Here is an 18,934-nt window from a genome sequence, read left to right on the forward strand (position 1 = left end):
CGAACTGTGCGGGTACGGACGAAAAGTTGGTAAGGGCGCGATTTAGCGCCCATAATGTCCACGTTTCGACGGCGAGGAGAATCCCATGAAACTGCTAAATCGCTCTGCCCTGAGCGTCAGGCCGACCCAGTCCTTTGTGGACTGGATCAATGCGCTCGAACCCACCATGGGAGACGACGACCTGACCCTGGACGACGTCGAACGTGAAAGCACGGTGTATCTGATCCCCGAGATGGATACGCCCGAGGCGCTCGAAGCCTTTGTTCGTGAACGCTATGCGGAAATCCTCGAAACCGAGCTGCGCGCTTGGGAAGAGGACGAACGTCAGTGGCCCGAGACGCTCGACTGGTCGCTGTTTCAAACCTTTTTGCGTATCGAGCATAGCTACCTCGCTATCGACCTTGACGACGATACGGCCCTGGAAATATCCGACGTTGATGACGCCTTGCTGCTTGATAACGAACTCGACTAGTGCGCTGTGGTTATAACTTGAGTTTCTTGTAAAACCGGCTTTTGGCCGGTTTTGTTGTTTCCATAGGGATGTTCAGGAACGGATCACCATGCGACTGTTTGAAACCCGACCCGGTGATGATGGCCTGCCAGGGGGCGAGCGCGCCTTGGCTGTCATGGCATTGGTGACCGGTACCTTGATGGCGGTTGTCGATACCACCATGATCAACCTGGCCCTGCCGACCATTGCGGCAGACCTTGACGTATCAGCCTCCCGATCGGTGTGGATCACCAATGTGTTTCAGGTGGTCTGTGCGGCTTTTCTGCTGGTATTTGCGGGTATCAGCGAACTGGTGACGCGCCGGCGGCTGTACCTGATTGGCCTGGCAACCTTTGTCATTGCTGCGCTGGGGGCCGCCCTGTCGCGAAACCTGGAAACGCTGCTGGTGTTTCGCGCGCTGCAGGGTCTGGGTGCGGCGGCGACGCTGTCCATTGGCCCGTCACTGTATCGGGCGATTTTCCCCTCTCGGCTGCTGGGCAGCGCCCTGGGATTGAGCGCCCTGGTGGTGGCGGGTGGCTACGCTGCGGGCCCCACGCTAAGCGGTGTGATCTTGTCCTTTGCCGACTGGCCCTGGTTGTTTGCGCTGAATGTGCCCCTGGGGGTGTGCTCACTTTGGCTGGCAAGCCGGGCGCTGCCCAGGGATACGCCGCGTCAAGGGGGCTTCGATATCCAGGGCGCGCTGCTTTCTATGTTGATGCTGGCGAGTTTTTTCCTGGCCATGGACGCTGTGGGCCACGCTGCCCCCGTATGGCAGAGTGCGGGCTGGGCCGTGCTTGCAGTGATCGCCGATGGTTTGTTTATTGCCCGTCAGCGGCGCGCTCCCTACCCGTTGTTACCGCTAAGTGTGTTCGCGGAAAAGCGCTTTACCCTGGCAGTGTCGGCGTCAGGGCTGGCGTTTATCGGCCAGGGGCTGGCCTTTGTCGCGCTGTCGTTCTTCTATCAGGAGCAGATGGGCTTTTCCCCGCTGGAGACGGCCTGGCTGTTCACACCCTGGCCGCTGGCCATTATGGTCGTCGGGCCGTTAGCCGGGCGACTGGCCGACCGGGTGAACCCGAGCGTGCTCTCGAGCACCGGCCTGGTGCTGCTGATTATCGGCTTGATTGCCCTGGCGCTGGTGGATGAGTCAACCGGTGTCGTAGGGAGTCTTTGGCGTACCGCGCTATGCGGCATGGGGTTCGGTCTTTTCCAGCCGCCCAACAACCGCGAAATGATGGGCAGCCTGCCGCCCGAGCGCAGCGCCAATGTGTCTGGCGTGATGAGCACCACAAGAACGGTAGGGCAATCGCTAGGGGTTGCCCTGGTGGGCGCCACGCTGGCGCTGGGTGCCCCGGTGCAGGTCACGTTATGGCTGGGCGCCGCCACCACGTTGTTGGCGCTGCTGGCGAGCCTTTCGCGGGTGTCGCTGGCGCGGCGTGCGTTGGTTGCGCGTCGGGCATCGTCTGGCGGCCAGTAAGCGCGTACAATGGAAGGGTTTCCGACCTAAGGAGAGCCTCCATGACGCTGCAGGCACAGATAGAGCAGAAGTTAGCGGCGCTAGCGCCCGACGTGCTGCAGGTAGAAAATGAAAGCCATATGCATAACGTCCCCGCGAATTCTGAGACGCATTTCAAGGTGACGTTGGTGAGCGACACCTTTGACGGCCTGATGCCCGTCAAACGCCACCAGAAAATCTATGCGCTGCTGGCCGACGAGCTATCCGGCCCGGTGCACGCACTAGCCCTTCATCTGTATACCCCTCATGAATGGGAAGTACGCGGCGGCCAGCGCCCTGACTCACCCAACTGCCGAGGGGGCGGGCAGTGACCCCAGAGGTTGTTCGCCGACATTACCTGGAGGCCATGGGGATTACCGCTTGGGCATCGCGTTATCAGTTGCCCAATGCGCGGCCCACGGAAGCCTGTGAATGGGATGACACGCCCGCAGCGCCCACACCGCCGCGGGAGCGGTTGCAGGCCCTTCTAGATGATGCCCCCGCGCCTCGTGCGCCTGCGCAAGCGCCACCCGTCACAGACGAGGTGCCAGCGTCGCCGTCGGCCGTGCGCGCGCTGCTGGAAGAGCGCCCGTCAGCTCCCAGCAAGCCTGCAGAAACGTCCGCCGAGCCAACGCCCAGCGAAGCCCCGGTGGTTAAGGAATTGCTGCAGTTTAGCGTGTCGTGTGTGTGTATCGGCGGGCGCTGGCTAAGTATTCATGCGGGCGAGATCAATGCGGCCGAGCAGCGCCTGCTCGCCAATATATACCAGGCGGCCGGGCTTGCCGACGGGTCGCTGCCTGAGGCGATGTTCTTCAAGTGGCCGCCCATGGCCAACGCCTTTGAACCAGAAGACCCCCTCGAAGAAGCGCGCGAGGGGGTTAATGCGTTTATCAGCGGGGCGGCCAGTCGTCAGCAATGGCAACTGGAAAAGATTCTATGGTGGGGCGCTGACGCCACCGACCCGGATAGTGCCTCGCTCGCCAAGGTGCTTGACGTTGATAACCAGCAAAGCCGTACGCTGGAGCTGCCGGTATGGCAGGCGCCTTCGTTGGATACCTTATTGCATAGCACTCGCGCAAAGCGCGAGTTATGGCCCGAATTGCACGCGTTGGCACAGCGCTTTCAGGCGTCGCCATCGGAAAGCGATGATCACTGAGCTTCGCGATAATGACGTTTCAGCACTGGAAGCGCTTGAGGCGTGCGCCCTTAGTGGCGTAAGCACTGCGCTGCTTAGAGAAGCGTTGGAGGCGGATACGGCCTGTGTGATGGGCAATTGGCAGGAAAATCAGCTGATCGGTTACGCGCTGCTGGCCAGGTTACCTTACGACGCCGAACTTCAAGCCATTGGCGTACGACCTGAACAGCGCGGGCAGGGCGTTGGCGATCGGTTACTTAAAGCGGTATTGGCCGTTGCAGCTCGCTGGCAAAGTGAGCGAGTGCTGCTGGAGGTACGCGAAAGCAACGCGGCGGCGATTCGGCTCTATCAAGGCGCTGGTTTTCAGCAGGATGGCTTTCGGCGGAACTACTACCCGGCGGCCGATGGGGGCGCCGGGCAAGAGAGCGCGCTATTGATGTCACGCTCTGTTTAAGGCGGGTCTTGCCTCAGGACTGGTCGTCATCAAATTTAGTCAGCAGAGCGCTGAGACGACGCTCCCACTCTTCGTGTTCCTGCTTGAGCTGGGTGTTTTCATTACGCAGCGTCTCGTTTTCCAGCTTCATCATTTCCAGCGCCTCGACGGTATCGGTAACGCGCTGCTCAAGCTGATTAAATAACTCTAGGCTCATGCCCACCTCCAGATAAAAACAAGCGACATGCTTGCCTGTAAAACAATCGGATATAAAACAGTGGGGCGAGCGTAACGCCCGCAGTGCAAAGCCGCAAGCGCTGATTAGGGGGCGTGGCGTTGATAAAGCCTGGCGGTGCTTTCCCCTGCTTGGGTCTCGCGGTGCAGCACCCAATGTGTGGGGACGTCAGGGGTCAGGTCGCGTTCGGTCTCCAGGTAAATCATGGCCTCCGGTGCGAGCCAGTGGCCGGCTTCAAGGGCAGCGCAACACTCGGCTACCCAGCCCTTATTAAATGGCGGGTCGAGAAATACGATATCGAAACATTGGGCCGGTTGGGTGAGAAAAGACTGCGCATCACCAGCGACGACATCACCCTGATACGCTTTGAGCGTTTCGAGGTTGCGGGTAATGTGGGCGGCGACTTGGCGGTCGCTTTCGACAAAGGTGACCTGGGCCGCCCCGCGTGACAGCGCTTCAATGCCAAGCGCGCCGGTGCCTGCGAAAAGGTCGAGCACCTTTTTGCCGTCAAGCGCCTGGCCAAGCCAGTTGAACAGCGTTTCACGCACGCGGTCGGGGGTGGGCCGCAACCCCGGGCTGTCGAGGACCGGTAGCTGGCGGCGGCGAAAATCACCGCCAATAATGCGTAGTTTGCCAAGCGGCTTGGCAGCCGAACGGCGCGACGAGGATGAGCGAGTGGAGCGGTTTCGAGTCATAACGCGGATTGTAGCGGGCTAGTTATCCAAAGTCTTGGTTGGCGGTGGTAGGATAATCCCATTCTTTACCTTTATCAGTCGGATGACATCCATGTTTGGTTTTTTTAAGCGTAAACAAAAGCAGGATTCCCAGCAGGAAGCGCTGGACGAGTCTCAGGTCGACCCCTCCCAGGAACAGGCGACTGACGAGCTAAGCGACGATGAGCAGGCGTCAGGAAATGCCCGCCGCGAGGAAGCTGACGTTGACGAGCGTTCGTCTGCCCCTGACGCTGTGCCAGAGCCAGAGCCAGAGCCAGAGCCAGAGCCAGAGCCAGAGCCAGAGCCAGAGCCAGAGCCAGAGCCAGAGCCAGAGCCAGAGCCAGAGCCAGAGCCAGAGCCAGAGCCAGAGCCAGAGCCAGAGCCAGAGCCGATTAAAAAACCGGCGCTGCAAGAGAAGCCGACGGCTGATAAAGGCGATAAGAAAGGCTGGTTTTCGCGCATTAAGTCGGGCCTGGGCAAAACCCGCTCGAACCTGACCGATGGCATTGCCGATCTGTTTCTGGGAAAAAAGCAGATCGACGACGAGCTGCTTGAAGATCTTGAAACCCAGTTGCTGATGGCCGACGTGGGGATTGAAGCGACCAGTGAAATTATCGAGCGTCTGGAAGCCCGGGTTTCCCGCAAAGAGCTTAAAGATCCTGAAGCGCTGTATCGCGGCCTGCAGGAAGAACTGGCAGCCATGCTAGAGCCCGTCACCGTGCCACTGAGCTTTGATAAAGCCAGCGACGGCCCCTTCGTGATATTGGTCGTCGGGGTCAATGGCGTGGGCAAGACCACCACCATCGGCAAGCTTACCCAGCGTTTTCAGCGCGAAGGCAAAAGCGTCATGCTGGCGGCGGGGGACACCTTCCGTGCCGCCGCCGTGGAGCAGCTCAAAGTGTGGGGGGAGCGCAATAGCGTACCGGTCATTGCCCAGCACACGGGGGCCGATAGTGCCTCGGTGATTTATGACGCGGTGGCGGCAGCCAAGTCGCGTGGCGTCGATGTGCTAATCGCCGATACGGCGGGTCGACTGCACAACAAGGGCCACCTGATGGAGGAGTTGAAAAAAGTCCATCGGGTGATGAAAAAGATCGACGAGTCAGCCCCCCACGAAGTGATGCTGGTGCTGGATGCGGGCACCGGGCAAAACGCCATTTCCCAGGCCAGTACCTTCAACGAGGCTGTGCCGGTCAGCGGTATTACGCTGACCAAACTGGATGGTACCGCCAAAGGCGGGATTATTTTCGCCCTGGCGAAGCAGCTCAACACGCCGATCCGCTTTATCGGTGTTGGCGAAGGGCTGGATGACCTGCGTCCCTTCGAGTCGCAAGACTTTGTCAACGCGCTGTTTGATCGCCAGGGAGACGATGCCAACCCATGATCGCCTTTGAGCATGTGGGTAAACGCTACGGAGGGCGCTTTGAGGCGCTGTCGCACCTGAACTTCCGTGTGGCGAGGGGCGAGATGGTGTTTCTCACCGGTCACTCCGGCGCGGGCAAGAGCTCGCTGCTGCGTTTGATTATGCGCCTCGAGAAGCCGAGCCGCGGGCGAGTGGTGGTGGCGGGGCATGACATCGCCGAGCTGCATGCCAGCCAGGTGCCGTTTTACCGGCGCCAGATCGGTGTGGTCTTCCAGGATCACCAGTTGCTGTTTGACCGCAGCATATACCACAACGTCTCGCTACCCCTGGATATCCAGGGCATCGAGCCCCGCGAGTCGGCCCGCCGCGTGCGCGCTGCCCTGGATAAAGTCGGGCTGCTGCACCGTGAAAAAGCGTTACCCATTGAGCTTTCCGGCGGTGAGCAGCAGCGCGTGGGGATCGCCCGCGCCGTCGTCAACAAACCGGCCCTGCTGCTCGCCGACGAGCCGACGGGCAACCTGGACCCTCAACTGTCCGCTGACATCATGGGGCTGTTTGAAGACTTTAACCGGATCGGCACGACCGTCATGATTGCCAGTCACGACCTGGCGTTGATCGCGGGATTGCAGCATCGGATCATACGCCTGCGCGATGGCCGTCTGGTAGCGGACGAGGGGGCAGCATGAAACGACCTACCGGCCTTAAACCGAAAGGTGCGGCTCCCCGGGCGAGTCGTCCACGTGCCGCTCCCCAGCAGTCCCAGCGTCCTGCACAACGCGGGGCACGAACCCAGCAGCCGCGCCGGTCCAGCCGTTTGCGCGCTTGGGGACGTCACCACCGGGCAATGGCGCTCGACAGCCTGCAGCGACTGATTCGCTATCCGCTGGGTAACTTACTGACCATGCTGGCGATTGCCATTGCGCTGGTGCTTCCCGCCGCGCTGTGGCTGACCCTGGACAGCGCTCGGCTGCTGGATGCGGAACTCGACGATAGCGCTACTCTCACCGTTTACCTTGAAACCGGCGTTGAGATGCCTGAGGCCGAGCGCATCGAGCAAGCGGTCAGCGCCGACGAAGCGGTGCAAGGTACCCGCCTGGTCAGCGCGGAGCAGGGCATGGCCGATTTTCAGCAATCGCTGGGCGTTGAGGATGCGCTCTCGGGGCTTGACGATAACCCTCTGCCGAACAGCATCGTGGTGCGCCCTGGAAGCGTTGACCCTGAGCTCATGCAGGCGCTGGCCAAGCGGTTAGGTAACATGGCCGGTGTCGACGAGGTGCGCCTCGACCTGGCCTGGGTGGAGCGACTGCGCCATCTGGCGGCGCTGGGCACGCGCGTGGCCCTCGCACTGGGCGTCCTGTTTGGCCTTGGGGTATTGCTGGTGGTAGGCAATACCATCCGGCTTTCGGTGGAGAGCCGGCGGCGTGAAATTGAAGTGGTGATGCTGATCGGCGCGACCCATGCGTTTGTCAGGCGTCCTTTCCTGTACAGCGGCGCCTGGTACGGCTTTGGCGGCGGCGTGCTGGCGCTGGGGCTTCTGTCGTTGGGCAACCACTGGTTATCGCTGCCGGTGGCCGCCTTGGCGGAAAGTTACGGCGCCAGCTTTTCATTGCCCCGATTGGACTTCACAGGCTCCACAATTTTGCTATCTTGCAGTACACTACTTGGCTGGCTCGGCGCATGGCTTGCCGTGTCCCGGCATCTTGCCAGTATCCGTCCGCGCTGAATGGCCCGCGTTGCTCATCAGGCGACGGCGAAGGAACCTTGCCCAAATGGCAAGGTCACAGAGACACACTAACCACGTAAGGGTTACAAGGGAGACCACCTGCACATGAGCACTAGTCTTCTACCGGTGGGACAGCTTTCCCCAGGCAATGACCTGGGCGGCTATATCAAAGCGGTCAACGGCATTGCGGTTTTGAGTGCCGAAGAAGAGCGTGAGCTTGCGTTCCGCCTGCACGATGAAGGCGATCTGGAAGCAGCGCGACGTCTGGTACTATCGCATTTGCGCTTTGTCGTGCACATCGCCCGTAGTTATTCGGGGTATGGCCTGCCACAAGCCGATTTAATTCAGGAAGGCAATGTGGGCCTGATGAAAGCCGTCAAGCGCTTCGACCCCAATCAGGGCGTTCGCCTGGTGTCATTTGCGGTGCACTGGATCAAAGCCGAGATTCACGAGTTTGTGTTGCGTAACTGGCGTATTGTCAAAATTGCGACCACCAAGGCGCAACGCAAGCTGTTTTTCAACCTGCGCAGCGCGAAGAAGCGTCTGGCCTGGCTCAACAACGACGAAGTTGACGCCATCGCCAAGGACCTTAATGTCAAACCCGGCGTTGTGCGTGATATGGAAGGTCGGCTGTCGTCCTACGATGCCGGTTTCGATGCCTCGCCCAGCGAAGATGAAGACAGTGCTTACCAGGCGCCGGTCAACTTTCTGGATGACATGGCGGCCGACCCGGCAACGCAACTGGAAGACAGCGATTTTGAGGAAGACTCGACGCGCCGTCTGCAGTTGGCGCTTGAAGGTCTGGACGAGCGCTCTCGGGACATTCTCCAGCGCCGTTGGCTGGCCGAGAACAAGGCGACGTTGCACGACCTGGCCGATGTTTACGGTGTCAGTGCCGAACGTATCCGTCAGCTCGAAAAAAATGCCATGAAAAAGTTGCGCCAGAAAATGGGCGATGCCATCGCGGCATAAACAAGCAGGTTCGGCCTAATAAAAACGGCGCTCCCTTAGAGGGGGGCGCCGTTTTTTTATGAAGGGCTGTATTTTAAACCCGCCCGGTTAGTCGCTAAGCGGGCTGCACTGCTTCGCGCAGCAGCTGGCTTGACAGCAGCGTCCACTGGTCGTCCCAGTAGTCGGTGGGCAGGCGTTTGAAATCGCTGCGCACATACTGGGAGATACGCCCTTCGGCGTGGGCGATCAGCAGGTTCGCCGCCGCCGAGGCGGGGATGCTCGGGCGACGCCCTTCACGCAGTTCGGCTTCACGGAGGATTTGCTTGAACTGGGCTTCCAGTCGTTCGAACAGCTGGTGGATCCGATGGCGTAGCCGGGCGGTCTCGCCGGTCAAAACATCGCCACCCATGACGCGGGCGAGGCCCGGGTTCTTCTCGGCAAAACCGAGCACCAACGACAGGATGGTGCCGCAGCGGTCGGTGGCGTCGGGGACCTCTTCCATGATCCGGGTAATGCGGGCAAAGATGCTTTCTTCGATAAAATCGATCAGCCCTTCGAACATGCGCGCCTTGCTTGGGAAGTGGCGATACAGAGCGGCTTCCGAGACGCCTACCTGGCGGGCCAGTGCCGCGGTGGTAATCCGCTTGCCACTGTCTTCTTCAAGCATCAGGGCAAGGGCCTGAAGGATCTGCTCGCGGCGGCGAGGCTTGCGTTCATCGCTCATGATGTTGCTCTCCGTCGCGGTTAGTGAGTGTCGGTGATCAGCGTGCCGACCCCGGCGTTGGTGAAAATCTCCAACAGCACGGCATGCGGTACGCGACCATCGATGATGTGGGCACTGTTGACGCCGCCTTTCACGGCATCCAGCGCGCACTGAATTTTAGGCAGCATGCCGCCATGAATAGTCCCATCGGCAATCAGGGCGTCAACTTGAGCCGTGGTCAAACCGGTGAGTACTTCGCTATCGGCATTCATCAGGCCTGCCACGTTGGTCAGCAGCATGAGCTTCTCGGCGTTGAGCGCCTCGGCAATCTTGCCGGCCACCAGGTCCGCGTTGATGTTGTAGCTATGGCCTTCGCCGTCCACGCCAATCGGCGCGATCACGGGGATGAAGTCACGCGCGGCGAGCATTTCAATCAGGTCGGTGGAGATCGATTCGACCTCGCCCACATGGCCGATATCGATGATTTCCGGAGCTTTCATTTCAGGGCTTTGATGCTCCACCCTGAGCTGGCGCGCGCGGATTTGCGCACCGTCTTTACCGGTCAGGCCGATGGCTTTGCCGCCACTCTGGTTGATGAGGTTGACGATGCTCTTGTTGACCAGCCCGCCGAGGACCATTTCCACCACGTCCATGGTCTGCGAGTCGGTGACGCGCATGCCGTTGACGAAACGCGATTCGATATTGAGCTTGGCCAGCAAGTCGCCAATCTGGGGGCCGCCGCCATGAACGACCACCGGATTGATGCCCACTTCCTTCATTAACACGATATTGCGGGCAAAGGAGTCGATCAGGGTGGTTTCCGTCATTGCGTTGCCGCCATATTTGACGACAACCGTTTTGCCGGAAAACTGCTGAATATAGGGGAGGGCTTCGGAAAGCACCTCCACAACGACCTGGGGGTCGCGACTGGCTGAACTCATGACGTTGTCCCTTGATAATGATGTGGCTAATTTATGGGTATTCAGCGCACTGTGGCGCCCATGCCGGGCCACGCCTTCTTGTGGGCTCGGTCCCGCGGCATGATGACGTTCCAGGTCAAGCCTGGGGTAGCGTCAAGGCGGGGTCGACGTCTTTCAGTGCGTTGGCAAACTGCGCTTTAATACGCGTTAAAGCGGCTTCATTTTTCCCTTCAAAACGTAGCACTAGCACGGGCGTGGTGTTTGAGGCACGGCAAAGACCCCAGCCGTCGGGGTAGTCGACCCGAATGCCATCCAACGTGGTCTTGATACCATCGCCGAAGTCGCCCTCACGAGCAAGTTTATCCACCAAGTTGAATTTGTTGCTGTCGGTGACGGTGATGTTGATTTCCGGCGTGCCGATATCCTGGGGGAAGCTGTCAAAATACGCATCGGCATCGCCTGGATAGTTGGCCAGGATCTCAACAAGTCGTGCGGCGGCATAAATACCGTCGTCAAAACCGTACCAGCGTTCCTTGAAGAAAATATGCCCGCTCATTTCTCCGGCCAGTTGGGCGCCGGTTTCTTTCATGCGTGCCTTGATAAGCGAGTGGCCCGTACGCCACATTTCCGGTTCGCCACCCGCGTCACTGATCACCTGGGTCAGGTTTCCGGTGCATTTGACGTCGAAAATTACCTTGGCGCCGGGGTTGCGGCTCAGCATGTCAGTGGCGAACGCCATTAGCAGGTGATCGGGGTAGATCAATCGGCCGCTTGGGGTAATCACGCCTAGCCGGTCGCCATCGCCGTCGAAGGCCAGGCCGATATCGGCGTTTGTTTCTTGAACCGTAAGGATCAAATCCTTCAGGTTTTCAGGCTTGCCGGGGTCAGGGTGGTGGTTCGGGAAGGTGCCATCAATCTCGTCAAACAGCGGTATCGTTTCAACGCCCAGGCGCTCGATCAATTGCGGACCAAGCTCGCCCGCAACGCCATTGCCGCAGTCGACCACCGCCTTGATGGGGCGGCTGACGCTGACATCGCCGAGAATGCGCTGCAGATAAACGTCGCGCACGTCCTCTTGCCGGATGCTGCCGTCGCCGCTTTCCAGTGCGCCCGACTCAAGCCGTTCATAAAGTGCGGTGATGGCATCGCCGGAGAGCGTCTCGCCGTCGAGCACGATTTTAAAGCCGTTGTAGTCGGGCGGGTTATGGCTGCCGGTGACCATGACGCCCGAGCGGGTGCCGTCGAGAATGTGGGTGGCGAAATACAGCACCGGGGTGGGCACCATGCCGATATCGATTACGTCGCGCCCGGCCGCGTTCAGGCCGCGCATTAACGCGGCCTGCAGGCGTGGGCCCGAGAGCCTGCCATCGCGGGCCACCACAACGGTGGACTCGCCCCGCGCGGCGGCTTCAGAGCCAATGGCGCGGCCAATCCATTCCACCGTGTCCTCGGTAAGGGTGTCATCGACAATGCCGCGGATGTCGTAAGCGCGAAAAATCGAAGCAGGAATTGTGGGTGTTGTCATGAGAGTATCCTTACAAAAGTGGCCAGTGCCGATTAATGGCGGCCCGTGCTGCCGAAGCCGCCGCTGCCACGGGTGGAGTCGCTAAACTGATCGACCAGATCAAGTTCAGCCTGTACCACCGGAACAAGCACGTACTGTGCCAATCGCTCAAACGGGGCAAGTGTGAAAGCGCTTTGCCCTCGATTCCAGACGGAAATCATCAGCTCGCCCTGGTAGTCGGCATCGATCAACCCCACCAGATTGCCTAGCACAATACCGTGCTTATGCCCCAAACCGGAGCGCGGCAAAATCATACCGGCAAGGCCGGGGTCTTCAATATAGATCGCCAGGCCTGTTCGTACGAGCTGTGTGTCGCCTGGGTTCAGGGTAAGCGGCTCGTCAAGCAGTGCACGCAGATCCATGCCCGCTGACCCGTCGGTCGCATAATGGGGTAAGTAGTCACGCAGTCGTTCATCCAGCACTTTGCACTGCAGGCGAGGGCGGGGGCTCATAAGGTCGCTCCGGTAGACGAGGGGAGTAGCGTCAGGGCTTGTTGGATCACGCGCTCCGCTAACTGTGTTTTGGGCTGAGGGGCTTCCATGCGACGCTCGATACCCTGGGGGGAGCGCCATAGCAGCAGCGCCGCGTTGTCGTCGCTGCCAAAGCCCATGCCTTGCTGGCTAACGTCGTTGGCGACAATCATGTCGAGGCGTTTGCGGGTCAGCTTGGCCGCTGCATAGCGTTCAACGTCCTGGGTTTCGGCGGCAAAGCCGACCACCACAGGGCGACTGGCGGGTGGAAGTGCCGCCACCGAGGCAATGATGTCAGGGTTTTTGACCAGGGTCAGCGTCAGCGTGTCGCTGTCATCGGTCTTTTTCAGCTTATGCTCAGCGGCACTCGCCGCGCGGTAATCGGCAACGGCGGCACAGCCGATAAACAGCGCTGCCTGAGGGGCCAGTCGCAGCGATTCCTGGTGCATCTGCTCGGCGGTTTCCACGTCAATGCGGGTGACGCCTGCAGGCGTTGCCATCGCTACAGGCCCGCTGATCAGCGTGACCCTGGCCCCCTTGGCGGCGGCCGCAGCGGCAAGGGCGTAGCCCATCTTCCCCGAGCTGTGATTGGAGAGATAGCGCACCGGGTCGAGGGCTTCACGGGTGGGGCCTGCGGTAATCACGACATGCGGCGCTGACGCATTCGGCGTCGCGCTGGTCGGCGGCGAAAGCTGACGCAATAGCGCGTCAACAATGGCGTCGGGTTCGCTCATGCGTCCTGGACCAACGTCGCCGCAGGCTTGGTCGCCGGCCGCCGGGCCAATCAGCTGCCAGCCATCGCAGGCGAGCTGTTCGACATTGCGCTGGGTGGCGGGGTGACGCCACATGGCCTGGTTCATGGCGGGGGCGATCAATTTGGGCGCTTCCGAGGCCAGGCAAAGCGTGGTCAGCAGGTCGTCGGCCATGCCGTGGACCAGGCGTGCAATGAGGTCGGCAGTGGCTGGGGCAATTAGCAAGACATCGGCCCAGCGGGCAAGCTCAATGTGACCCATGCCCGCTTCGGCTTCCGGGTCGAGCAGCGAGGTGCGAACAGGCTCACCCGACAGCGCCTGTAGCGTCAACGGGGTGATGAATGCCTGGGCGCCGTCGGTCATGACGACGCGAACCTCACAGCCCGCCTGTTTCAGCAGTCGTAAGATCAGCGCGCTTTTATACGCGGCGATGCCGGCGCTGATGCCCAGCAGCACGCGCTTACCGTTAGCGGTTGGCATTGTGGTCGAAGTCACGGACGTCATGGCATGGGATCCATATTGAGCGTTCTTTAGGAGGCTTACCATACCATTCGTCTGCACAATTTGGCATGCTGCATTCACGCATAGGGACAGGTGAAACACCGCGCAGGGAGGCGATAATGGGCATTAACCACTGGCCAGAAGGCGAGCGGCCAAGAGAAAAGCTATTGAATCTGGGCGCGCAAGCGCTATCCGATGCCGAGCTACTGGCAATTTTTCTGCGTGTCGGCGTTCAGGGCCGTTCCGCGGTCGATCTGGCGCGGGACCTGCTCGCCAGTTTTGGCGGGCTGCGTCAGTTGCTGGAGGCCGACCAGGAAAGTTTCTGTGAAGCGCGCGGGCTGGGGAGCGCCAAGTTCGTCCAGTTGCAGGCCACGCTCGAGCTTTCAAGGCGGCATCTGGCTTCCCAGCTTGCCCGCGGTGAAGCGCTGACATCGCCCACCCTGGTGCGCCACTACCTGAGTGCGCAACTGCGTCATTTGGGTCATGAAGAATTTGCAGTGCTTTTTTTGGATACACAGCACCGAATTATTCGCTATGAATCCCTGTTCCGCGGTACCATAGATAGCGCATCCGTTTATCCCCGCGAAGTTGCCAAGCGTGCCTTAGCGCACAACGCTGGTGCCGTTATCCTGGCTCACAATCACCCTTCGGGTGTTGCCGAGCCGAGCGATGCTGATCGACGAATAACTGATCGTCTGAAAGAAGCACTCGCCCTGTTTGATGTGCGGGTACTCGATCATTTCGTTGTGGGAGACGGAGACGTGGTGTCATTTGCCGAGCGTGGCTGGCTATAAGCGCGCTGTGAATCATAGTGAATTAGCAAAGTAAGCTGACGTAAGCGGCGATTTTTACCCGGTTGCGACGGTTTCTCTTGCTGATTGGCAGTTGCTCTGGTATAAAGTGCCACCTTTAAACTTGGGTTGAATAACGGATTTGGATAAAGCTTGGCGGTTAACGGCGTCGACTCCTTCCCTGCTCCGGTTTGCCCGACAGTTTTGAACACTCAGGTTATTATATCCTGGCCAAGCAGTTGGAGGCTCTCATGTCCAAAGTATGTCAGGTTACCGGTAAGCGTCCGGTAACTGGTAATAACGTTTCACACTCCCAGCGCAAGACACGTCGTCGTTTCTTGCCGAACCTGCACACCCATCGTTTTTGGGTTGAAGCTGAAAGCCGCTTCGTCAAGCTGCGCGTTTCCTCCAAGGGTATGCGCATCATTGACAAGAAAGGCATCGAGACGGTTCTGGCTGATATCCGCAAGCGCGGCGACGCCATCTAAGCTATTTATTTGGCTAACCATTCGCCAAAAATTGGGAGAGTTAAACCATGCGCGATAAAATCAAGCTGGTGTCCAGTGCCGGTACAGGTCACTTCTACACCACTGATAAAAACAAGCGGAATACCCCGGATAAGTTCGAATTCAAGAAATACGACCCGGTGGTCCGTAAGCACGTCATGTACAAGGAAGCCAAAATCAAGTAACTACGGTTACGATGACTGGCTTTCACCGCAGGCAAGTGCCTGTTAAAAACCCGGCCCTAAGCCGGGTTTTTGCATGCCTGGGTGTTCTGCGCGGCTAAGCGTGAGCACTGCAGACGTTAACGACCGTCACCACACTGTCATCAAAGGCTCTCATCATGCCCGAGCTGCCCGAAGTTGAAACCACTCGGCGGGGTATTGCACCTTATCTGGAAGGCCAGGAGATCACCGAGGTATTGGTGCGCCAATCCCGCCTGCGCGTGCCGGTGCCTGAGGACCTCGCTGAACGGCTCGTCGGGGCGCGTGTCGGTGAGTTGATGCGCCGAGCCAAGTATCTGCAGGTCCCGCTTGCCACCGCCGAGGGAGACGCCACGCTGCTGTGGCATTTGGGTATGTCGGGCAGCTTGCGGATTGCGCGGGTGGGTGACTTGCCTAAAAAGCATGATCATGTGGATGTGGTGACCCAAAGCGGCCATGTGCTGCGCTACCATGATCCCCGTCGGTTTGGCTTTGTCGATTGGCAGCAGGGCGATGGCAGCGCCGACAAGCGCCTGGCGCACCTGGGCCCCGAGCCTCTGGATGACGCTTTTAACGGGCGGTGGCTGTATCGCATATCACGCAATAAACGGGTATCCGTAAAGCCCTTTTTGATGGATAACCGTGTGGTCGTCGGTGCCGGCAACATCTACGCGGCTGAAGCGTTATTCATGGCGGGAATTGATCCCCGGCGGGCGGCGGGGCGTATTTCCCTGGCTCGTTACGAGAAGCTGGCAGCCGCTGTGAAGGAAGTGCTGGCGGCTGCCATCATCCAGGGCGGTACCACGCTACGGGATTTCGTCAGCGGCCAGGGCGAGCCCGGCTATTTTGCCCAGCGGCTCAATGTTTATGGTCGGCATGGCCAGCCCTGCATGCGCTGCGGGGTGGAGCTACGCCGTATTACGCTCGGCCAGCGGGCCAGCGTTTTTTGCCCCGGCTGCCAGCGCTAATCGGGGCGCCGCGCCTTTTGTTTTTATATGTTTTTAAGCCCGAGCTTTTGAAGCCAAAGCTGTTTTGGAGATTGTTGTGACCCAACGCCTGCGCCTGAATAAAAACGCTGACCGCCGCCTGAAAGCGGGCCATCTGTGGATCTATTCCAACGAAGTCGATATCAAGGAAACCCCGCTGAAGAACTTTACCGCGGGTGAGGCTGCCCTGGTCGAGGCGTCGAACGGTAAAACTCTCGGGGTCGCTTACGTGAACCCGCATTCGCTTATTGCGGCGCGGGTGATGTCACGTGACCCCGAGATGCGTCTGGATCGTTCGCTGTTTGTACACCGCTTTAACCAGGCGCTTGCCTTGCGTCAGCGTCTGTTTGAACAGCCGTTTTACCGTCTGATCCATGGGGAAGGCGACCTGTTGCCAGGGTTGGTGATCGATCGCTTCGGCGATGTGGTGGTGGTGCAGTTGAACACCGCGGGTATGCAGACCCTCGCCGAAGAGATCGTGGATGCCCTTGAGAAAGTTCTCAAGCCCAGCGCGATTGTGTTTCGCAATGATACCGGCGGGCGTCGCCAGGAAGGCTTGGATGCCCAGGTGGAAGTGGTCAAAGGCACGCTACCCGATGAAGTGCTGCTGGAAGAGAACGGTGTGCGTTTTGTGGTACCGGTCATTGATGGTCAGAAAACCGGCTGGTTCTTCGACCATCGGGTCAATCGTGCTTGGCTCAATGGCCAGGTTGCCGGTAAGCGGGTGCTGGACGTCTTCAGTTATGTCGGTGGTTGGGGGGTTCAGGCCGCCGCCAGCGGTGCCTCTGAGGTGCTGTGTGTCGACTCATCTGGTCCTGCGCTTGAGCAAGTGGCCCGCAACGCCGAGTTAAACGGTGTACAAGAGCAGGTTGCTATTGGTGAAGGCGATGCGTTTGAAGCCTTGGCGGCGCTTAAAGCCGACGGCGAACAATTCGACGTGGTGATTCTGGATCCACCCGCATTTATCAAGAAGCGCAAGGATATCCCCAACGGCGAACGTGCCTACAATCGTCTGAACCGCGAAGCGATGCGCTTGCTGGGGCGTGATGGCCTGCTGCTGTCGGCGTCTTGCTCCATGCACCTGGCGCCCGAGCGTTTGGTAGAGGTGGTACGCGGCGCGTCGCGCCATCAGGACCGCCACGCTCAGGTGATTTTCCAGGGGCATCAAGGGCCGGACCACCCAGTGCATCCGGCAATTCCCGAAACGTCGTACCTGAAGGCGCTGGGTGTGCGCGTTTTCCGCGACTAGATCGTACAGCAACCGGTGGAGGGGCCAAGACGATGGAATGGGCGCTACCCGAGCCTTTTGTGATGGATATCGACGTGACGGATGAGGCCATTGATGCCTACCGGCACGTCAATAACAGTGAATACCTGCGCTGGGTTGAGCAAATCAGCTGGGCGCATTCAGAAGCGCTGGGGCTTACGCTCGAGCGCTATCGCGAGCTGGACCGGGCCATGGTGGTACACCGCCACGAGTTGGACTACCTGGCTCCCGGCTATGCGGGTGACCGGCTTCAGTTGGCTACCTGGATCGTGGCCTGCGATGGACGCTTTAGCTTAACCCGTCGCTTCCAGCTGCAGCGCAAACACGACGCTAAAACCTTGCTTAAGGCTCGCACCCGCTTTGCCTGCGTGGCGCTATCCAGCGGGCGACCGATGCGTCTGCCCGATGAGTATCGGCGTATTTACGGTGATGCGGTCGTTGCTGAATAGCGATGATTTTTTTGCCAAAAGCCGCTAATCGCTAGATTTTTCTCCTGATAAACGCCTTAACCGGCGTTTTTTTTGTTTTATAGGCCGGGGGATGGAGGCGCGTAAAAGCTGTGCTGTAATGGCGTCAATATTGACGAATTTCTCGCTCAATAACGAGGAGCCAACATGCGCATCGCTGTCCCTAAAGAAATCAAAAATCATGAATACCGGGTGGCCTTGACGCCCACCGGTGCACGGGAATTGACCGGGCGTGGTCATCAGGTGACGGTTCAAACGGGCGCGGGTGAAGGTGCCGGGTTTCATGACCGCGACTACGAAGCGGCGGGGGCAAGCGTCGAGGCGGATGTCGCGCTGTTGTGGCAAAACGCCGAGCTGATTTTGAAAGTAAAAGAACCCCAGGCCGAAGAGGTCGCGCGGCTGACACCTCAGCATACCCTGTTTACCTACCTGCACCTGGCCGCCGAGAAGACGCTCACCAAGGGGTTGATGGAAAGTGGCGCGACCTGCATTGCTTACGAAACGATTACCGACGCCAAGGGCGGTTTGCCGCTGCTCGCGCCGATGAGCACTGTGGCGGGGCGCATGGCCGTGCAGGCGGGCGCCCATAGCCTTGAAAAAGCCCAGGGTGGCGCTGGCGTGCTGTTGCCGGGCGTGCCGGGCGTGGCACCCGGGAAAGTGACCGTCATCGGTGGCGGTGTGGTCGGCGAAAACGCCGCGCGTATGGCCTTGGGATTAGGTGCCGACGTCACCATTCTGGACAAATCAATCGACCGCCTGGAAGTGCTGGATGACCGCTATCAGGGCCGCATCAAAACCGTCTATTCGACGGCGGATGCGCTCGATGAAGCCGCCAAAACGTCCGATATGATCATCGGCGCGGTACTCATCCCAGGGGCGGCAGCACCTAAACTGATTACCCGTGCCATGCTGGCGGATATGCAGCCCGGTAGCGTGCTAGTCGATGTGGCGATCGACCAGGGCGGCTGTTTCGAAACCAGCCGACCCACCACCCATGCCGAGCCGACCTATCTCGTTGATGGCATTGTCCATTACTGCGTGGCCAACATGCCGGGAGCCGTGGCGCGCACCTCCACCCTTGGGCTGACCAATGCGACGCTGCCGTTTGTGCTTGCGTTGGCCGATAAAGGCTGGCAACAGGCGCTGCGCGATAACCCGCACTTCTTGCCGGGGCTTAACGTCCACAGTGGTCAGGTGACCTATGCGGCGGTAGCTGAGGCGTTTGGCCTTGAAAGTGTTAACCCTGCCGACGCGGTGAAACTGTAGATCACT

23 protein-coding genes are annotated in these 18,934 nt (G+C 59.6%); 16 read left to right on the top strand and 7 right to left on the bottom strand.

Going from position 1 to position 18,934, the window contains the following annotated elements; all coding sequences use genetic code 11:
* The first annotated feature begins 85 nt into the window (after nucleotides 1–85).
* From HXW73_RS02300 to rimI, 5 genes are all read left to right on the top strand, one after another.
* Nucleotides 86–472 carry a hypothetical protein gene (locus HXW73_RS02300; protein ID WP_186254709.1) on the top strand — a complete coding sequence of 129 codons (387 nt, stop codon included), beginning with the start codon at nucleotides 86–88 and terminating at the stop codon, nucleotides 470–472.
* Between the two features lie 88 nt (nucleotides 473–560).
* Nucleotides 561–1,964 (top strand): MFS transporter, encoded by a 1,404-nt coding sequence (locus tag HXW73_RS02305; protein ID WP_186254710.1) that lies wholly within the window; start codon nucleotides 561–563, stop codon nucleotides 1,962–1,964.
* 41 nt (nucleotides 1,965–2,005) lie between these two features.
* Entirely contained in the window at nucleotides 2,006–2,314 is a 309-nt protein-coding gene (locus HXW73_RS02310; RefSeq protein ID WP_085918311.1) for a BolA family protein, read from the top strand.
* Nucleotides 2,311–3,138 carry a hypothetical protein gene (locus HXW73_RS02315; protein WP_186254711.1) on the top strand — a complete coding sequence of 276 codons (828 nt, stop codon included), beginning with the start codon at nucleotides 2,311–2,313 and terminating at the stop codon, nucleotides 3,136–3,138. The genes HXW73_RS02310 and HXW73_RS02315 overlap by 4 nt, the downstream gene beginning before the upstream one ends.
* Complete coding sequence (gene rimI, locus HXW73_RS02320; RefSeq protein ID WP_186254712.1) at nucleotides 3,128–3,571, top strand: ribosomal protein S18-alanine N-acetyltransferase; 444 nt, start codon at nucleotides 3,128–3,130, stop codon at nucleotides 3,569–3,571. The genes HXW73_RS02315 and rimI overlap by 11 nt, the downstream gene beginning before the upstream one ends.
* Nucleotides 3,572–3,584: 13 nt before the next feature.
* Here the strand turns inward: rimI and zapB are convergent, their stop codons facing one another.
* Nucleotides 3,585–3,767: a cell division protein ZapB gene (gene zapB / locus HXW73_RS02325; protein WP_186254713.1), complete on the bottom strand. Its 183-nt coding sequence runs from the start codon at nucleotides 3,765–3,767 to the stop codon at nucleotides 3,585–3,587.
* A 104-nt stretch (nucleotides 3,768–3,871) separates the two neighbouring features.
* Entirely contained in the window at nucleotides 3,872–4,480 is a 609-nt protein-coding gene (gene rsmD / locus HXW73_RS02330; RefSeq protein ID WP_186254714.1) for a 16S rRNA (guanine(966)-N(2))-methyltransferase RsmD, read from the bottom strand.
* Nucleotides 4,481–4,571: 91 nt separating this feature from the next.
* On the opposite strand from rsmD, the gene ftsY reads away from it, so the two are divergent.
* The 4 genes from ftsY to rpoH all read left to right on the top strand — a co-directional run bounded on the left by ftsY (nucleotide 4,572) and on the right by rpoH (nucleotide 8,556).
* Entirely contained in the window at nucleotides 4,572–5,882 is a 1,311-nt protein-coding gene (gene ftsY / locus HXW73_RS02335) for a signal recognition particle-docking protein FtsY (RefSeq protein ID WP_186254715.1), read from the top strand.
* Nucleotides 5,879–6,547: a cell division ATP-binding protein FtsE gene (gene ftsE / locus HXW73_RS02340; RefSeq protein ID WP_186254716.1), complete on the top strand. Its 669-nt coding sequence runs from the start codon at nucleotides 5,879–5,881 to the stop codon at nucleotides 6,545–6,547. The genes ftsY and ftsE overlap by 4 nt, the downstream gene beginning before the upstream one ends.
* Nucleotides 6,544–7,584 carry a permease-like cell division protein FtsX gene (ftsX, locus tag HXW73_RS02345; RefSeq protein WP_186254717.1) on the top strand — a complete coding sequence of 347 codons (1,041 nt, stop codon included), beginning with the start codon at nucleotides 6,544–6,546 and terminating at the stop codon, nucleotides 7,582–7,584. The genes ftsE and ftsX overlap by 4 nt, the downstream gene beginning before the upstream one ends.
* A gap of 105 nt (nucleotides 7,585–7,689) precedes the next feature.
* A complete protein-coding gene (gene rpoH / locus HXW73_RS02350; RefSeq protein WP_186254718.1) occupies nucleotides 7,690–8,556 on the top strand; it encodes an RNA polymerase sigma factor RpoH in 867 nt (288 codons plus the stop codon).
* A 94-nt stretch (nucleotides 8,557–8,650) separates the two neighbouring features.
* Here the strand turns inward: rpoH and slmA are convergent, their stop codons facing one another.
* The 5 genes from slmA to coaBC form a co-directional block, all read right to left on the bottom strand.
* On the bottom strand, nucleotides 8,651–9,259 hold the full coding sequence (gene slmA / locus HXW73_RS02355; protein ID WP_186254719.1) for a nucleoid occlusion factor SlmA: 609 nt from the start codon (nucleotides 9,257–9,259) through the stop codon (nucleotides 8,651–8,653).
* A 20-nt stretch (nucleotides 9,260–9,279) separates the two neighbouring features.
* Nucleotides 9,280–10,179 carry an acetylglutamate kinase gene (gene argB, locus HXW73_RS02360; RefSeq protein WP_186254720.1) on the bottom strand — a complete coding sequence of 300 codons (900 nt, stop codon included), beginning with the start codon at nucleotides 10,177–10,179 and terminating at the stop codon, nucleotides 9,280–9,282.
* A 115-nt stretch (nucleotides 10,180–10,294) separates the two neighbouring features.
* Complete coding sequence (locus HXW73_RS02365; protein ID WP_186254721.1) at nucleotides 10,295–11,683, bottom strand: phosphomannomutase/phosphoglucomutase; 1,389 nt, start codon at nucleotides 11,681–11,683, stop codon at nucleotides 10,295–10,297.
* A gap of 32 nt (nucleotides 11,684–11,715) precedes the next feature.
* Nucleotides 11,716–12,174 (bottom strand): dUTP diphosphatase, encoded by a 459-nt coding sequence (gene dut / locus HXW73_RS02370; protein ID WP_186254722.1) that lies wholly within the window; start codon nucleotides 12,172–12,174, stop codon nucleotides 11,716–11,718.
* The gene (gene coaBC, locus HXW73_RS02375) at nucleotides 12,171–13,448 is read right to left on the bottom strand and encodes a bifunctional phosphopantothenoylcysteine decarboxylase/phosphopantothenate--cysteine ligase CoaBC (protein WP_240538688.1); all 1,278 of its coding nucleotides are present in this window, start codon (nucleotides 13,446–13,448) and stop codon (nucleotides 12,171–12,173) included. The genes dut and coaBC overlap by 4 nt, the downstream gene beginning before the upstream one ends.
* Before the next feature lie 116 nt (nucleotides 13,449–13,564).
* On the opposite strand from coaBC, the gene radC reads away from it, so the two are divergent.
* From radC to ald, 7 genes are all read left to right on the top strand, one after another.
* A complete protein-coding gene (gene radC / locus HXW73_RS02380; RefSeq protein WP_186254723.1) occupies nucleotides 13,565–14,239 on the top strand; it encodes a RadC family protein in 675 nt (224 codons plus the stop codon).
* A 248-nt stretch (nucleotides 14,240–14,487) separates the two neighbouring features.
* The gene (gene rpmB / locus HXW73_RS02385) at nucleotides 14,488–14,724 is read left to right on the top strand and encodes a 50S ribosomal protein L28 (protein WP_066319413.1); all 237 of its coding nucleotides are present in this window, start codon (nucleotides 14,488–14,490) and stop codon (nucleotides 14,722–14,724) included.
* Nucleotides 14,725–14,771: 47 nt separating this feature from the next.
* Nucleotides 14,772–14,927: a 50S ribosomal protein L33 gene (gene rpmG, locus HXW73_RS02390; RefSeq protein WP_027337782.1), complete on the top strand. Its 156-nt coding sequence runs from the start codon at nucleotides 14,772–14,774 to the stop codon at nucleotides 14,925–14,927.
* Between the two features lie 155 nt (nucleotides 14,928–15,082).
* Nucleotides 15,083–15,910, top strand: coding sequence for a bifunctional DNA-formamidopyrimidine glycosylase/DNA-(apurinic or apyrimidinic site) lyase (mutM, locus tag HXW73_RS02395; RefSeq protein WP_186254724.1), 828 nt, complete (start codon nucleotides 15,083–15,085; stop codon nucleotides 15,908–15,910).
* 76 nt (nucleotides 15,911–15,986) lie between these two features.
* Nucleotides 15,987–17,177, top strand: a complete 1,191-nt coding sequence (locus HXW73_RS02400) for a class I SAM-dependent rRNA methyltransferase (protein WP_186254725.1) — start codon at nucleotides 15,987–15,989, stop codon at nucleotides 17,175–17,177.
* 32 nt (nucleotides 17,178–17,209) lie between these two features.
* The gene (locus HXW73_RS02405; RefSeq protein ID WP_186254726.1) at nucleotides 17,210–17,644 is read left to right on the top strand and encodes an acyl-CoA thioesterase; all 435 of its coding nucleotides are present in this window, start codon (nucleotides 17,210–17,212) and stop codon (nucleotides 17,642–17,644) included.
* A gap of 165 nt (nucleotides 17,645–17,809) precedes the next feature.
* Nucleotides 17,810–18,928 carry an alanine dehydrogenase gene (gene ald, locus HXW73_RS02410; RefSeq protein ID WP_186254727.1) on the top strand — a complete coding sequence of 373 codons (1,119 nt, stop codon included), beginning with the start codon at nucleotides 17,810–17,812 and terminating at the stop codon, nucleotides 18,926–18,928.
* Nucleotides 18,929–18,934: the final 6 nt, after the last annotated feature.

Origin of the sequence: Halomonas sp. SH5A2 (genome assembly GCF_014263395.1) — a bacterium.
Taxonomy (GTDB): Bacteria; Pseudomonadota; Gammaproteobacteria; order Pseudomonadales; family Halomonadaceae; genus Vreelandella.

Bases quoted from the DNA above. Each gene is read 5' to 3' on its own strand.
- slmA (WP_186254719.1), bottom strand. From the start codon at position 9,259: ATGAGCGATGAACGCAAGCCTCGCCGCCGCGAGCAGATCCTTCAGGCC.
- rsmD (WP_186254714.1), bottom strand. From the start codon at position 4,480: ATGACTCGAAACCGCTCCACTCGCTCATCCTCGTCGCGCCGTTCGGCT.
- rpmG (WP_027337782.1), top strand. From the start codon at position 14,772: ATGCGCGATAAAATCAAGCTGGTGTCCAGTGCCGGTACAGGTCACTTC.
- HXW73_RS02300 (WP_186254709.1), top strand. From the start codon at position 86: ATGAAACTGCTAAATCGCTCTGCCCTGAGCGTCAGGCCGACCCAGTCC.
- ftsX (WP_186254717.1), top strand. From the start codon at position 6,544: ATGAAACGACCTACCGGCCTTAAACCGAAAGGTGCGGCTCCCCGGGCG.
- radC (WP_186254723.1), top strand. From the start codon at position 13,565: ATGGGCATTAACCACTGGCCAGAAGGCGAGCGGCCAAGAGAAAAGCTA.
- ftsE (WP_186254716.1), top strand. From the start codon at position 5,879: ATGATCGCCTTTGAGCATGTGGGTAAACGCTACGGAGGGCGCTTTGAG.
- rpoH (WP_186254718.1), top strand. From the start codon at position 7,690: ATGAGCACTAGTCTTCTACCGGTGGGACAGCTTTCCCCAGGCAATGAC.
- zapB (WP_186254713.1), bottom strand. From the start codon at position 3,767: ATGAGCCTAGAGTTATTTAATCAGCTTGAGCAGCGCGTTACCGATACC.
- mutM (WP_186254724.1), top strand. From the start codon at position 15,083: ATGCCCGAGCTGCCCGAAGTTGAAACCACTCGGCGGGGTATTGCACCT.
- coaBC (WP_240538688.1), bottom strand. From the start codon at position 13,448: ATGACGTCCGTGACTTCGACCACAATGCCAACCGCTAACGGTAAGCGC.
- rimI (WP_186254712.1), top strand. From the start codon at position 3,128: ATGATCACTGAGCTTCGCGATAATGACGTTTCAGCACTGGAAGCGCTT.
- HXW73_RS02305 (WP_186254710.1), top strand. From the start codon at position 561: ATGCGACTGTTTGAAACCCGACCCGGTGATGATGGCCTGCCAGGGGGC.
- HXW73_RS02310 (WP_085918311.1), top strand. From the start codon at position 2,006: ATGACGCTGCAGGCACAGATAGAGCAGAAGTTAGCGGCGCTAGCGCCC.
- ftsY (WP_186254715.1), top strand. From the start codon at position 4,572: ATGTTTGGTTTTTTTAAGCGTAAACAAAAGCAGGATTCCCAGCAGGAA.
- rpmB (WP_066319413.1), top strand. From the start codon at position 14,488: ATGTCCAAAGTATGTCAGGTTACCGGTAAGCGTCCGGTAACTGGTAAT.
- HXW73_RS02365 (WP_186254721.1), bottom strand. From the start codon at position 11,683: ATGACAACACCCACAATTCCTGCTTCGATTTTTCGCGCTTACGACATC.
- dut (WP_186254722.1), bottom strand. From the start codon at position 12,174: ATGAGCCCCCGCCCTCGCCTGCAGTGCAAAGTGCTGGATGAACGACTG.
- ald (WP_186254727.1), top strand. From the start codon at position 17,810: ATGCGCATCGCTGTCCCTAAAGAAATCAAAAATCATGAATACCGGGTG.
- argB (WP_186254720.1), bottom strand. From the start codon at position 10,179: ATGAGTTCAGCCAGTCGCGACCCCCAGGTCGTTGTGGAGGTGCTTTCC.
- HXW73_RS02405 (WP_186254726.1), top strand. From the start codon at position 17,210: ATGGAATGGGCGCTACCCGAGCCTTTTGTGATGGATATCGACGTGACG.